The 14,111-nt window shown below is 34.4% G+C and carries 13 protein-coding genes; 7 read left to right on the top strand and 6 right to left on the bottom strand.

Annotated elements, in window-relative coordinates; genetic code table 11:
• The 3 genes from ABJI11_RS16825 to uxuA form a co-directional block, all read left to right on the top strand.
• On the top strand, window positions 1–1,091 hold a 1,091-nt coding region (locus ABJI11_RS16825), incomplete at its 5' end, for an alpha-L-rhamnosidase C-terminal domain-containing protein (RefSeq protein WP_348354836.1).
• Window positions 1,092–1,101: 10 nt separating this feature from the next.
• The gene (locus tag ABJI11_RS16830; protein WP_348354839.1) at window positions 1,102–1,917 is read left to right on the top strand and encodes an SDR family oxidoreductase; all 816 of its coding nucleotides are present in this window, start codon (window positions 1,102–1,104) and stop codon (window positions 1,915–1,917) included.
• Window positions 1,918–1,936: 19 nt separating this feature from the next.
• The gene (gene uxuA, locus ABJI11_RS16835; RefSeq protein WP_348354842.1) at window positions 1,937–3,112 is read left to right on the top strand and encodes a mannonate dehydratase; all 1,176 of its coding nucleotides are present in this window, start codon (window positions 1,937–1,939) and stop codon (window positions 3,110–3,112) included.
• A 12-nt stretch (window positions 3,113–3,124) separates the two neighbouring features.
• Here uxuA and ABJI11_RS16840 read toward each other — a convergent pair whose 3' ends face one another.
• Both ABJI11_RS16840 and ABJI11_RS16845 read right to left on the bottom strand, forming a co-directional pair.
• On the bottom strand, window positions 3,125–5,359 hold the full coding sequence (locus ABJI11_RS16840) for a c-type cytochrome (RefSeq protein ID WP_348354845.1): 2,235 nt from the start codon (window positions 5,357–5,359) through the stop codon (window positions 3,125–3,127).
• A 54-nt stretch (window positions 5,360–5,413) separates the two neighbouring features.
• On the bottom strand, window positions 5,414–6,232 hold the full coding sequence (locus ABJI11_RS16845) for an SDR family oxidoreductase (RefSeq protein ID WP_348354848.1): 819 nt from the start codon (window positions 6,230–6,232) through the stop codon (window positions 5,414–5,416).
• A 350-nt stretch (window positions 6,233–6,582) separates the two neighbouring features.
• Here ABJI11_RS16845 and ABJI11_RS16850 point away from each other — a divergent pair, with 350 nt between their 5' ends.
• Window positions 6,583–7,416: a DMT family transporter gene (locus ABJI11_RS16850; RefSeq protein ID WP_348354851.1), complete on the top strand. Its 834-nt coding sequence runs from the start codon at window positions 6,583–6,585 to the stop codon at window positions 7,414–7,416.
• A gap of 73 nt (window positions 7,417–7,489) precedes the next feature.
• Here ABJI11_RS16850 and ABJI11_RS16855 read toward each other — a convergent pair whose 3' ends face one another.
• On the bottom strand, window positions 7,490–7,681 hold the full coding sequence (locus ABJI11_RS16855; RefSeq protein ID WP_276492233.1) for a hypothetical protein: 192 nt from the start codon (window positions 7,679–7,681) through the stop codon (window positions 7,490–7,492).
• A 275-nt stretch (window positions 7,682–7,956) separates the two neighbouring features.
• Between ABJI11_RS16855 and ABJI11_RS16860 the strand changes: the two genes are divergently transcribed.
• Window positions 7,957–8,493 (top strand): lipid-binding SYLF domain-containing protein, encoded by a 537-nt coding sequence (locus ABJI11_RS16860; RefSeq protein ID WP_348354854.1) that lies wholly within the window; start codon window positions 7,957–7,959, stop codon window positions 8,491–8,493.
• A 59-nt stretch (window positions 8,494–8,552) separates the two neighbouring features.
• Here ABJI11_RS16860 and ABJI11_RS16865 read toward each other — a convergent pair whose 3' ends face one another.
• On the bottom strand, window positions 8,553–9,371 hold the full coding sequence (locus ABJI11_RS16865) for an SDR family oxidoreductase (protein ID WP_348354857.1): 819 nt from the start codon (window positions 9,369–9,371) through the stop codon (window positions 8,553–8,555).
• Between the two features lie 402 nt (window positions 9,372–9,773).
• Between ABJI11_RS16865 and ABJI11_RS16870 the strand changes: the two genes are divergently transcribed.
• On the top strand, window positions 9,774–10,466 hold the full coding sequence (locus ABJI11_RS16870) for an NUDIX domain-containing protein (protein ID WP_348354859.1): 693 nt from the start codon (window positions 9,774–9,776) through the stop codon (window positions 10,464–10,466).
• 74 nt (window positions 10,467–10,540) lie between these two features.
• Window positions 10,541–11,563 (top strand): LacI family DNA-binding transcriptional regulator, encoded by a 1,023-nt coding sequence (locus tag ABJI11_RS16875; RefSeq protein WP_348354862.1) that lies wholly within the window; start codon window positions 10,541–10,543, stop codon window positions 11,561–11,563.
• Window positions 11,564–11,576: 13 nt separating this feature from the next.
• On the opposite strand, the gene ABJI11_RS16880 is transcribed toward ABJI11_RS16875, so the two are convergent.
• Window positions 11,577–13,193 carry an altronate dehydratase family protein gene (locus ABJI11_RS16880; RefSeq protein WP_348354865.1) on the bottom strand — a complete coding sequence of 539 codons (1,617 nt, stop codon included), beginning with the start codon at window positions 13,191–13,193 and terminating at the stop codon, window positions 11,577–11,579.
• Window positions 13,162–14,111, bottom strand: a 950-nt coding sequence (locus ABJI11_RS16885; RefSeq protein ID WP_348354868.1) for a tagaturonate reductase, incomplete at its 5' end; no start/stop codon positions are given. The genes ABJI11_RS16885 and ABJI11_RS16880, both read right to left, overlap by 32 nt.

Here is a 14,111-nt window from a genome sequence, read left to right on the forward strand (position 1 = left end):
TACCAATGTTCTATGCAGATTATATGTATACGGGTAATTTAGAACCATTGAGAGAACATTATGAAAATCTCAAATTAAAAACATTGATGGACTTAGAGCGTGAAGATGGACTCATAAGTTCTACATCACCAAAGATGGATAAAGATTTGATTTCAAGGTTAGGCTTTAAAAAACCAGATACCAAAATCAAAGATATTATTGACTGGCCACCGGCACAAAAAGATACAGGTTGGAAACTGGCAACTGCAGAAGGAGAAAGAGATGGGTATGAGATCGTACCGGTTAATACCGTTGTCAACGCATTTTACTATTACAATCTTAAACTCATGACAGAAATTGCGGGGTTTCTTGACAAAGAAGAAGATGTATTGTTCTTTAAAGATAAAGCGGCAAAAATTAAAAATGTCATTAACAACAAGTTATTTGATAAGGACAAGGGGTATTATGTAGACGGCGAAAATTCTACCCATGCATCTCTACATGGTAATATGTTGCCATTGGCTTTTGATTTGGTACCTAAAGAACATATTAAATCTGTAACAGACTTTATTAAAACTAGAGGTATGGCTTGTAGCGTTTACGGTTCTCAATACCTATTAGAAGGTCTATACAAAAGTGGCGAAGCGCAATATGCTTTGGATCTTATTACAGAAACTGAAAATGATAGAAGTTGGTGGAATATGATAGAAATTGGCGCTACTATGACGTTGGAAGCTTGGGATGTAAAATACAAACCAAATTCTGATTGGAACCATGCTTGGGGTACGGCACCATTAAATATTACCACCCGCTATATGTGGGGAATTAAACCCAAAACACCTGGTTTTGAAATAGCTGAAATTAAACCTCAACTGGCAGATTTAACTTTTTCAACTATTAAAGTACCAACCAAAAAAGGCATTATATCCGCTAGTTTTAAAAAGGAAAAAAATACCCGCAATTATACTGTTGAAATACCAAATAATATGACTGCTGAATTTATGATACCTCATGATTTTTCAAAAGTTAAACTTAATGGTGAAAAAATAAAAAGGACTACTAACTCCGTGATCTTAAAAAGTGGTAACAATACCATTGAAATACAACTATAAACAACATCATATGAACTTATTTGACATAGAAAATAAAGTAATATTAATAACCGGAGGTGGTGGAGTCCTTGGCGGGGAGATGGCTAATTATTTGTTATCTAAAGGTGCCAATATTGTCATTTTAGACTATAAAGAAGAGATTGTAAACGAAGCTGTTGAAAGGCTGAAAAAGGTAAAAAATACCGTTACAGGATTTGTTTGCAACGCATTAGATGAGGAAAGTTTAAAAAAAACGGCGGTTAAGATCATTGCCAAGCATGGTAAAATTGATATTCTTATCAATGCTGCCGGGGGTAATATGCCCGGTGCAACTATAGGCGTTGACCAAACCATTTTTGATGTAAATATCGATCATTTTAAAAAAGTGGTAGACCTTAATCTATTCGGTAGTATTCTGCCGGCATTGGTATTTGGCAAGGAAATGGTCAAGCATAAAAAAGGCGTTATCATAAATATTTCGTCTATGACAGCACAAAGTGCCATAACAAGAGTTGTAGGTTATTCTGCCTCTAAAGCGGCAATAGATAATTTTACCCAATGGTTATCTGTAGAATTGGCAACTAAATTTGGTGAAGGTTTACGTGTAAATGCAATTGCACCAGGTTTTTTTATAGGAAATCAAAATAGAAACCTTTTAATTGATAAAGAAACCGGTAATTTTACAGATAGAGGCAATACCATAATACAAAACACTCCCATGAAAAGATTTGGGGAAACCGATGAATTAAATGGTACTATTCATTACTTATGCGCAGATGCATCAAAATTTGTGACAGGTGTGGTGGTGCCAATAGACGGTGGCTTTAGTGCTTTTAGTGGAGTTTAATTAATTATAAGAAAGAAGAATGGAACAAACATGGCGTTGGTACGGTCCAAATGACCCCGTATCATTATCAGATATTAAGCAAGCAGGTGCAACAGGTATAGTAAGTGCTTTGCACCATATACCCAATGGTGTTATTTGGTCTGTAGCTGAAATTATGGAACGTAAAAATATTATTGAAGCTGCTGGACTAAAATGGTCCGTAGTAGAAAGTGTTCCTATTCACGAGGAAATAAAGACCCAAAAAGGCGATTATAAAACATATTATGAAAATTATAAACAAACACTTTCAAATTTAGGGGAATGTGGTATTGATACGGTTTGCTATAATTTTATGCCTGTTTTAGACTGGACAAGAACCAATTTAGATTTCGAGGTTGAAGATGGATCAACCGCGCTCCGTTTTGAAGCTAACGCTTTTGCCGCCTTTGAATTATATTTATTGAAAAGACCAGGCGCAGAGAATACTTATACAGTGTCTCAAAAATCTGCAGCAAAAGCATACCATGATTCGCTTTCAGAAGGTGATAAAAAGAAGTTGATAAGCAATATTATAGCCGGTTTACCAGGTGCTGAAGAAGGATATTCCTTAGAAGAATTCAACACTATTCTTGCCACCTATGATACTATTGGTGCTAAAGAATTGAAAGCTCATTTGTTCGAGTTTTTGTCCAATATAATTCCTGTTGCCGAAAAAGCGGGTATACGTATGTGCATACACCCTGATGATCCACCTTTTCCAATATTAGGACTTCCAAGAGTTGTTAGTACCGAACAAGATATTGTTGATCTGTACAATGCGGTTAACAGCCCAAACAACGGATTAACCTTCTGTACGGGATCTTTTGGTGTAAGACCAGATAATGACTTACCGGGAATGATAGAGCGTTTGGGAGACCGTATACATTTTATTCATTTACGCAGCACCCAACGTGATGCCGAAGGAAATTTTCACGAAGCAAATCATTTAGAAGGCAACGTTGATATGTTTTCTGTTATGAAAGCATTGATAGCTGAGCAGGAAAAAAGAAAATTAGCTGGTAGAAAAGATACAAGAATGCCATTACGCCCAGACCACGGACATAAAATGTTAGATGACCTTAGAAAGAAAACCAATCCTGGATATTCTGGTATTGGTCGATTAAGAGGTTTAGCAGAGTTAAGAGGTTTAGAATTAGGTATTAGAAAAAGCCAATAATAAAAGAATTGTTTAGTCTTCTAATGCTTGTAGTTCTTTCTCGGTAAACTCCATACCGGTAGAAGACTTAACAGTTCTAAGTTCACGTATGCGTTCTTTGCTTAATCTTTTAGGGTTATCAGAGAACGCATTTGTTACGTAGGATATAATATTGGCAATATCCGTATCACTTATAGTTTCATTTCTAATAAGACCGGGCATTGCCAAATTTATATTATACTCTTCACCGTTTACATGTACCGGTCCTTCTAGACCATGTAAAACAATCAATGCCAAACGCTCCGTATTTTTCACATGCTCAGACCCCATTAACGGTGGTGCCAAACCATCTATACCTTTACCGTCAGCACCATGGCATGATGCGCAAATTTGAAAAAACATTTTTGCACCACTAGTACGGGTATCTTCTTTGGTTACCTCTTTGGTAAAAATAGCGTTCATTCTATCAGCCTTTTTATCTGCTACACTTTTAGCCAATTTATTTACAAACGCTGTGTGTTTTAAGCTATCCATTATAGCCATATTGTTATAAATAAGTGTATCTACCTGACTTAAACCACTTATAACAGCGTCTATAATAGTCGCATTCTTCTCTCTTCGCTTAAGAATTTCCATCATAAATGGCAGAAATTTTTCTTCGTCAAGAGCTATCCAATAGCCCAATGAATTCGCTAAGTAAAGGTCTAAACCAAGATCATTTTGTTTTATCACATCTTCAAAAACAGTCACTGCTTGACCAGAATTATCATCGGAAACAAATTTTTTAGAAAGTACTAATGCGTGAGAAGCAACCTCGCTCCCACTCTTTTGTATAACCTTGGCAAGAATATCAAACGTCAAAGCATCCCACCCGTCCAAAACATATAATGCGTGTATTTGACTAAGTGGTTTCTCCGTATTAAATGCCAGCTTCTTTACCTCATCTATAACGTCCTTAAGCTCTTTAAATATTAAAAAATGCTGTACCCTGTCACGAACCCACCCATTATTATTACTTAACAAGGATAATAGTTCATTTGCTTCTAAGGCATTAAAGTCTGGTATCTCATCAAAGGTTGCAGTATCATGAGATACTTTCAAAATCCGTCCAAAATTTATGATTGTATCTAATTGCTTTTCCTTGGCTCTATCCCTTAGGTAAGGACTCATGTAAGCATGATGCCCTATCATACCTCTATGCATATCAACAACATACATACTACCATCAGGACCATTTTTTAAACTAACGGGTCTAAAACCTTCATCTGTAGAAGTTATAAATTCTTTATTTTGCCAAGCTTGTTTAGCTATGGTAGAGTTGCCCGTAAATGTCAACAATGCACGCTTTATCAAATTTCCTTCAGGTATACATACAAATACATTTTCGTCATAAGCTGCAGTAAACTTACCGCCTCTATAGACTAATGGACTACAAGCTGCGGTAGCATTTACCAAAATGCTATCTGAATTTAAAACCCCTTTTGCATATCCTCTATTTACCGATGCCGCAAATGCTGGATACACCCTTTGATCATCTGTCAACAGTTTATCTAGACTAGATTTTGGTGTAAAATATTTATTATCTATTAATGTATTGGGCAACACATAATCCCCTAATAAGATTCGAGAATTATCATTGTAATACAACCTACCAAAGTTGTCATGGGTAATACCCCATTGCCCTCTAAAGGTAGTTGGCTCTTTCTCCCAAACACCATTGTACCTACGATATCTAAAGTTAGATTTTGCATTGTATATCCAATTATCAATATTTAGCTCTAAACCGTTTGGTTGGTGTTCTGGATTACCCTCAACGGCATAGGTAGAATCTACCAAAACCTTATTTATGGGTTTGTCGTTCTCTATATCTACAAACCATAAATACGGAGGTTCAGCATACAAAAGCCCACCGTATACATGTGCCAATGCTCTAGGCATTGTTAAACTATCTATAAAAACCTTAGCATGTTCAGCAACACCATCATCATCCAAGTCTTCTAGAATAACGATACTACCTGAAGGATCTTCTTCACCTGAACCCTGCAGGTCATCCATATAACCTGGCATTTGCGCAACCCAAATTCTACCTCTAGAATCAAAATCTATTGCAACAGGAGCTTTTAAAAGAGGCTCTGCAGCAATTACTTCTAAGTTAAACCCATCTTCCACATGATAAGAATCTAACGCTATGATAGACTCGGTATGCGATGGTTGGCAAGAAAACAAAAATGCCGAAATAGAAAATAGAATTAAAAGCCCGAAGCGCATGAACTTAGAAGTTATATTGAATTTAAAATATTTTAATTTTGACGGGATACCATGTTAAACTCCGGAGAAAGAACTGAACCCGCCATCAACATCAAAAATGCTACCGGTTACAAAACTAGAGGCATCACTAAGCAGGTAGTGAACCATTCCATTTAGTTCTGACGCATCACCAAAACGGCCCATAGGTGTATTCTTGATAATACTATTTCCTCTTTCGGTAAAAGAACCATCTTCATTGGTCAACAAACGTCTATTTTGATTACCAATAAAAAAGCCGGGAGCTACCGCATTGACTCTAATTTTATCTCCGTGTTTAGAGGCTAGTTCATTTGCCATCCATTTTGTAAAAATATCAACAGCTGCTTTCGCCATAGAATAACCTAAAACCCTAGATATAGTTTGCTTTGCCGCCATAGATGAAATATTGACAATTGAGCCATAACCTTGTTCAACCATTAAATCACTTAAAATTACGGTTGGCGTTACTGTACCGAATAAATTAATATCCACAACTTTTTGGGTATCGTTCATTTCAATATCCCTAATAGTTTGATCTGGTTTTAACGTAGCACCGGGAATATTACCACCTGCAAGGTTTACCAAACCGTCTAAATGATCAAAATCTGTTTTAATCTTATTTTTTAACTCCTTAAGATCATCCTCGCTCATTACATCTACCTTAAAAATAAATGTGCTGTTAGGGACGATACTGTTAAGCTCGGTTTGTTTAGATTTTAGTTTATCTTCCGATCTACCAAGCAGAAGAACCTTAGCTCCATTTTCTATTAGGTATTGAGCAATTGAACCACCTAAGGTTCCTGTACCCCCAGATAGGGCAAAATTTTTATCTTTCAACGATAACAATTCGTTCATTTTCAATCTATTTTATGTATTCATCAGTGATTTAAAACCTTTATTTCCGGATTAAATCAACCATTTTATTTTGTTCTGCCAAGTTAAGAAATCTCGGAAAATGTTACGTTAACATATACCTATTATAATAGCTTATATTAACAGAATATACTTGAAAATAGAAATTGATAAAAAACATTGAACATTCTGCTTAATTATACGTCAATACACTTAGAATATAATTGAACAACCACAATTAATACATTAAAATTATGAGTATCATAAATCTTATGGTTAAATAGTTATTTTAAATAGTATTGCGGTAGTATTCTCATTGTCACCAGTAACTTTGCACATTCAATTATTAAACTGTGAGGAAGGCAATTCTTTTTATGATCATTAGTACATTTTCATTTAGTTTAATGAACTCGTTCGTGAAATACCTAGATCATTTCCCTACGTTTGAAATAGTTTTTTTCAGAACAATAGGTTCGTTGATATTAGGTACCACTTACATTTTAATTAAAGGTATTCCTATTTTAGGGAACAAGCGTAGATATATGATATTTAGGGCTATTGCAGGCTTAACAGCTATGAGCTTATTCTTTATGTCCTTAAAATATTTGCCGGTTGGTACTGCTGTATCATTAAGATACCTTGCCCCTATCTATGCCGCAGTATTTGCGGTCTTTCTGTTAAAAGAGAAATTAAAACCCATACAATGGTTTTTATTTCTATTTGCATTTGCCGGCGTTTTAGTTTTAAAAGGATTTGATAACAATATAAATACGACCGGTTTACTTCTCGTATTGTCAGCATCAGTCTTTAGTGGGTTAGTTTATGTTTTAATACGTAAAATAGGTAATAGTGATCACCCATTAGTCATTGTTAACTATTTCATGTTTACCGGTACTGTTATTGGAGGCTTATTAAGTATCAGTAATTGGGTTACTCCAAAAGGGATTGATTGGTTACTATTATCAAGTTTAGGCATATTTGGATTTTTTGGTCAGGTATTTATGACTAAAGCTTTTCAAATAGCTAAAACAAATTTGGTAGCACCTTTAAAATATATTGAAGTGATTTTTACCATAACCGTTGGCATTTTCTGGTTTGGCGATATTTACTCGCTTTGGAGCCTCTTAGGAATATTAATGATAGTTGGGGCATTAATAGCCAATATTATGATTGGCAAAAGGAGTTGACACTTTATTTTAAATAAAAAAAGCTGCCCATTACAATGAATAGGCAGCCTATAGTTTTGGTCGGAAATTTCAATTATTTGCGAGACGTTTCATGCTCTGCCAAACTGTTGTTCACATCTGCCAATGAACTAACAACTGCAGAACTTACTTCATTTTCAATTTCTTCAGAATTATTAAAGTAATAGACTGCTGTAAGCATCAATGCAAATGCTATAAGAAAGTTAGCTATCGTCTTAGAATCTAAAATTTTCTCATTATTCTCCATCTTGCGTCTCTTTTAATATGCTATGAATATAGAACTTAAACCATTAATTAACAAATTTTTAAGAAATAGGTTTTTAACACAACTGACTATGAGTAAAATAGTTACGCGTACACTGAAAGAAAGTGTATTTAAAATTTAACATTCAATTAACTGATTTACAAACACTTAACTTTCATTTGAGCTAAATTTTATAGTATATAGGATAAAGACTTTTTTACACTGATTCTATCTTTGATGTGAAGAAAAATTTATAGTAATCTTTAAAAACAGAACAAATGAAAATTTTAAAATCAATAACATTCGCAACCTTATTATTTTTGTCAGTTGGGGTAAATGCCCAAAGTAGTAAAGACAAAAAAATTATTAAGGATGCAGACAATGCAAAAGAAAAGTTAATGACTATGGAAGTTGGCTTAGACCAATTTTTTAATACTTCTGCCGGATATGTAGTATTCCCAAACGTTGGAAAAGGCGGATTTATAATAGGCGGAGCATCTGGTAATGGTGTTGTATACGAAGACGGAACTATTGTAGGTATGGCAGATTTGAAAAAACTAAGCGTAGGATTACAAGCTGGCGGACAAGCCATAACTGAAGTTATTTTCTTTGAAACACCAGAAGATTTAAGAGAATTTAAAGAAGGAGATTTTGAATTTTCTGCCGAAGCATCAGCGGTAGCCTTAAAATCAGGAGTATCTGTAAATGCAAAATATAGAGATGGTGTTGCAGTATTTGCTTTACCAAAAGCTGGACTAATGGCAGATGCGTCTGTAGGCGGTCAAAAGTTTGATTATACTCCAATGATGAAATAATAATTTCACTTAGAAATTTTAAAAAAGCCACCCTATCGGGTGGCTTTTTTTATGACCATTTATCCATTACCAGTGAACCCTGGGTAGCACGTCATACCACCATCAACAAAAATTGTGGTTCCATTAATATATTCAGACTCATCTGATGCCAACCAACTAGCTACACTACCTACATCATCTGGTACGCCTATTTGCTTGTAAGGAATTAATTTCAGCATTCCCTCTCTACCTTCTTGGGTACTCCAAACGTCTTTATTTATATCTGTTTTGATAGCACCGGCAGCTATAGAATTACATCTTATTTTTTCTGGACCATACTCTTGGCAAATTGTTTGCATGAGCATGACCAAACCCCCTTTAGAAGCAGCATAATTAGCATGACCTGCCCACGGAATTACCTCATGTACGGAACTCATATGTATTATTTTACCCAGAGATTTAGATACTTCAGGTCGCATTCCTCTTCTTTTAAATTCTATAATCGCTTCTTTAGCACAAAGAAACTGACCTGTAAGATTCACATCTATCACTCTTTGCCAATCTTTCAAAGGCATTTCATGTAACGAATGATCTAACTGTAAACCGGCGTTGGTAACACATATATCTACAGTACCAAATTTAGATATGGTTTTTTTAAACATATCCTTAACGTCATCTTCTTTACTAACATCACATTTTACTACTATAGCATCACTTGCATTTGAATTTGTACTAATCTCGTGTGCAACTTCTTCTGCTTCTTCTTTACTACTGTGATAATTAACAACAATATTAGCACCTTCCAAACCCATAGCCTTTGCTACAGCCTCGCCAATACCGTCACTAGAACCTGTAACAATACAGGTTTGTCCTTCTAATCTTTTATTTGGTTTTTGCATAATGTCATATTTCGTTACATAAATATATTTGACATTGTCTACTATAATTATCGCAATAACTAAAAATACTAGCACAAGATAACTTATAGTATACCACAAGTCATTTTAATGATAGGGTCGAATTAATCTTGCTATATTTTTTCTGTTTAACAGAGAATTTAAACGTTGTCCTAGTCATATATTTTGCTCCTGCATCAAGAATAGTACTAAGAAATTGCGATTGGTCGGGTGAATCTGAAAAGTGTCGTGTCTCCAAACAGAATCCTTTTTCTCCCTTCGTATAAAGAATTTTGTTCATTATTTTTTGCCTATATCTATTCCTCTCCATTAAAGTTGTATTTTAATATTTTAAAAAAACAATTCCGAAGAAACTTGCTATTTTAGACCTGCTAAAATTGGAACATGGTTTTAAATAGGTATTGCAAAGAAGACAAAGTCTTGCTTGCTGTAGATTGCATAATATTTGGATTTTACCAAGAAGAATTAACAATTCTACTTGTGGAAAGAGATTTTGAACCCGCAAAAGATGAATGGTCTCTTATTGGTGGCTTTCTAAAACAGAAAGAAAACCTAAACGATGCAGCCTCTAGAATTCTTAAGCGACTAACAGGTCTTAATAATATTTATATGGAACAAGTTCACTCCTACTCCAAGATAGATCGTGATCCTAAGGAAAGAACTATTTCGGTTACCTATTTTGCACTTATAGATGTAGCACATCATTGCAAGGATCTTTTAAAAGAAAATCCTATAAAGTGGTTTAACATTAAAGATATACCCAGTTTAATTTTTGACCATAATAAGATGGTGAAAGATGCGCTTACTTTACTACGCAACAGAATATCTAACAAACCTATTGGATTTGAACTCCTACCCGAAAAGTTTACCATGCGTCAACTTCAAAAAATGTACGAGGCTATTTTAGATATTGAATTGGACAAAAGAAATTTCATAAACAAATTCAATTCTTTTGACCTTTTAAATAAATTGAATGAAAAGGATATGAGCTCATCTAAAAAAGGCGCCTTCTTATTTGAATTTGATAAAGACAAATATCAAAAGAAGTTAGAAGAAGGTTTCTGTTTTAAAATTTAACCCCGTTATTATTTTAAGTCGCTTGTAGAAACAATTTATGGTTCAATAATCGTAAATTCGTTCTACAATTTTTTATGAGCAAGAAAGCCACCATTTATGATATTGCAAAAGAGCTAAAAATTACTGCAGCTACTGTATCTAGGGCTTTAAACAATAACCCTAAAATAAGTGAAAAAACGCGCGATTTAGTTCTCGCTACTGCCGAAAAATTAAATTACAAACAAAATAGACTTGCCGTTGCCCTTAAGAGTGGCAAGAGTAATAATGTAGGTGTGGTTGTACCATTTATCAATAAAAACTTTTTTGCTTCGGTCATTAGAGGCATTGAAGAAGAACTCTACCCTAAAGGCTTTCATGTTATTATTTCCCAAACCCATGAAGAAATTGATCGTGAAAAGAAAATTATTCAAAATTTAATAAATGCACAGGTAGATGGCATTCTTGTTTCCACCTCATTTACAAACGAGAATAAAAATCAATTAAATCAAGTTTTAAAAAAATCGTCACCGTTTATATTTTTTGATCGTGTTTTAAATTTTGATGGTATAAGCACGGTAACCATAGATGATTACCAAGGAGGGTTTGATGCTACTGAACATTTAATAAACCAAGGTTGTAAAAGAATAGCCCATTTTAATGTAAATCAAAATATTGAATTATATAATAAACGATTTAACGGTTATAAAGATGCTCTTCTAAAACATGGTATTACGTATAATAGCGATTATGTAATTACTCTAAAAAATAATATGCAAGCAGGTAAAGAAGCTGCCGAAAAACTCATGAAGCTACCCATACCGCCAGATGCTATTTTCTCCTCTACTGATAATGGGTTATTGGGAGCTGTAAAATATCTACAAAGTATAACTATAAAAATACCAGAAGATTTTTGTTTAGTAGGTTTTAGTAATGAACCTTTTACTCAATTTTTAGAACCCTCTATCAGCTCTGTAGATCAATCACCCGTAGAAATGGGAAAGATGGCGGCTAAAGTATTTTTAGATCAGATTGAAAATAGACAAGATGTAAAACTGCACCAAGATGTTGTATTACCCGCTAAGTTGATCATAAGAAAATCTTCAAGTAAAAAAAAGTAGTTTAAAGTATACATTAAAGAGACACTCCCCTCTTCCAAGGAATAAAATCGTCTTGACCTAAAACAGCTGATTTTGCATCTTTTTCACCACTAGCGACCTCAATAATATATTCTAAAATTTCTTCTCCCATTTCTTCAATAGACTTTTCCCCTCTAATTATAGCCCCGGTATCAATATCGATAATATCTGACATTCGTTTCGCTAATTCAGAATTAGAAGAAACTTTTAAAACAGGAGCAATAGGGTTTCCTGTAGGTGTACCTAAACCTGTGGTAAAGACAACAATACTGGCACCGGAACCAACCATACCCGTGGTACTTTCTACATCATTACCTGGAGTACAAAGTAGGTTTAAACCAGGTAAGTTGACATACTCACCATAGTCCAGCACTGCCTCAACAGGAGAAGTTCCCCCTTTTTTTGCAGCACCCGCAGATTTCATGGCGTCGGTTATTAATCCGTCTTTAATATTACCCGGTGAAGGATTCATGTCAAAACCTGACCCTGCAGCTTCGACAGAAGCTTCATACGCTTTCATTAAATCAATAAACCGTTCCGCATCTGTATTATTCACACATCTATTTACCAATTCTTGTTCTACTCCGCATAGCTCTGGAAACTCAGATAATATAGGAGATCCGCCTACAGCCGCTAAAATATCAGAGGCATAGCCCAAAGCAGGATTTGCTGAAATACCGGAAAAACCATCAGAACCTCCACATTCCAATCCCAATTTTAGTTTGGAAAGCGGTGCCGGTTTTCTTTTTATGGAATTCGCAGCTTTTATACCTTTAAATGAATCTTTGATGATATTGTTCAATAAATCGTCTACAGTACCTACTTGCTGTTGCTCATATATTAGAATTGGTTTATCAAGCTTGGAATCAAGCTCTTTTAAGGCATTATTAAAAATCTCAATTTGCAAATTTTGACACCCCAGACTCAATACAGTAGCACCCGACACATTAGGGTTTTTAACGTACCCAGCCAATAATTTAGCTAAAGTTTGAGCATCTTGGCGAATACCCCCACAACCACCTTGATGTGTAATAAATTTTACATCTATATTATTAAATGTCTGTTCTAGCTCTTGATGTTTTGAATCGTTAAAATCTATATCATTACCTAGCACTAGGTTTCTTAACAACTGTCTTTGCTTATGTTCTTTACCAATATGTAATTCTTTTTCAAAAACATCTTTCAGCACTTCAATATTTCTATTCTCGCAAAACACTAAAGGAAAAAATAGCCAAACATTCTTAGTACCAACTTGACCGTCTGATCTATGATACCCCATAAAAGTTCTATTTTTCCAATTAGAAATATCTGGAGGGGTCCACGTTATTGTTTTGGTTTTAGCCAATACTTTTTCACTTTCATGCTTTACATTTTCAGTGGTCAGAACATCACCTTTCTTAATCGGTGCAACTGCCTTACCTACTAAAACACCATACATAATAATAGAATCATTGACCTCAAAATCTACATATGCAATTTTGTGCTTTGCTTTTGTATCAGATAAAACTACAAGCGATTCTTTGTTGAAAGTGACATGTTCATTTTTCTTTAAATCAGTCAGTGCTATTACTACGTTATCTTCAGCTTGTACTTTTATAATTTTTTTCTGCATTATAATTCTGTTTACTGCTGTATTGAATGTAAAACCCCTCTTCTATTCCAAATTCCTCAATGAGCTTTATATAATTTGTTATGGCATTACCAAGATTTTCTATGCTGTTTAAATCTTGTCCCCAATAATCTTCTTTACCCAAAATTTTAGTCACTACTTCGTGTAAAGAACTTGATTTCCAAATAAGTGCCATTTCTAGAACTATATTCTCATCATCATTGACAGGTAGTCTATTTCCATTAAAATCACCTTTGTAAAAACGAATTAAACAAGCAAACGCGAATACTATCTTATTAGGCAAAGCACCTTTTATTTCAATATATCTTAGTAGGCTAGGAAGCACCCTTACTTTAAATTTAGATATTGAGTTCAAAGCTATACTTGTTAACTGATGTTTTATAAACGGATTTCTAAATCGATCAAAAACGTCATTTGCAAATTCATATAATTCATCTTGCTCCATATCTAGGGTAGCAATTATTTCATCGAACACAAGAGATTTAATAAACGCTCCTGTGAAGTTGTCCTCAATAGTTTCTTTTACGGTATCATTACCGAACAAAATAGAAAATGGCACCATGGCAGTATGTGCACCATTTAAAATTCTAACCTTTCTAGTACGAAAGGGCTGCATATTTTTGACAATCTTAACGTCTAAGTTCGTTTTATGAAAGGGCAACTTCTTTTTCAATTTTTCATCACCTTCTATCACCCAAAGAAAAAAAGTTTCAGCACTAACTATTAAATCATCATGATAATCTAACTGAGCATTATAGTCGGCTATTTGATCTTTAGGGTACCCAGGTACAATACGATCTACCAAGGTATTATGAAAAGTACAAGAATGCAGAACCCAATCTTTAAATTCTGATGACAGCTTCCATAAAGAAATATAATCAAGAACAATTTTCTTTAATG

Origin of the sequence: Maribacter sp. (assembly GCF_039968975.1) — a bacterium.
Classification (GTDB): domain Bacteria; phylum Bacteroidota; class Bacteroidia; order Flavobacteriales; family Flavobacteriaceae; genus Maribacter.

Coding starts and splice junctions, on each gene's coding strand:
- ABJI11_RS16830 (WP_348354839.1), top strand. CDS start 1,102: ATGAACTTATTTGACATAGAAAATAAAGTAATATTAATAACCGGAGGT.
- ABJI11_RS16865 (WP_348354857.1), bottom strand. CDS start 9,371: ATGCAAAAACCAAATAAAAGATTAGAAGGACAAACCTGTATTGTTACA.
- ABJI11_RS16840 (WP_348354845.1), bottom strand. CDS start 5,359: ATGCGCTTCGGGCTTTTAATTCTATTTTCTATTTCGGCATTTTTGTTT.
- ABJI11_RS16845 (WP_348354848.1), bottom strand. CDS start 6,232: ATGAACGAATTGTTATCGTTGAAAGATAAAAATTTTGCCCTATCTGGG.
- ABJI11_RS16860 (WP_348354854.1), top strand. CDS start 7,957: ATGAAAATTTTAAAATCAATAACATTCGCAACCTTATTATTTTTGTCA.
- ABJI11_RS16875 (WP_348354862.1), top strand. CDS start 10,541: ATGAGCAAGAAAGCCACCATTTATGATATTGCAAAAGAGCTAAAAATT.
- ABJI11_RS16855 (WP_276492233.1), bottom strand. CDS start 7,681: ATGGAGAATAATGAGAAAATTTTAGATTCTAAGACGATAGCTAACTTT.
- ABJI11_RS16880 (WP_348354865.1), bottom strand. CDS start 13,193: ATGCAGAAAAAAATTATAAAAGTACAAGCTGAAGATAACGTAGTAATA.
- ABJI11_RS16870 (WP_348354859.1), top strand. CDS start 9,774: ATGGTTTTAAATAGGTATTGCAAAGAAGACAAAGTCTTGCTTGCTGTA.
- uxuA (WP_348354842.1), top strand. CDS start 1,937: ATGGAACAAACATGGCGTTGGTACGGTCCAAATGACCCCGTATCATTA.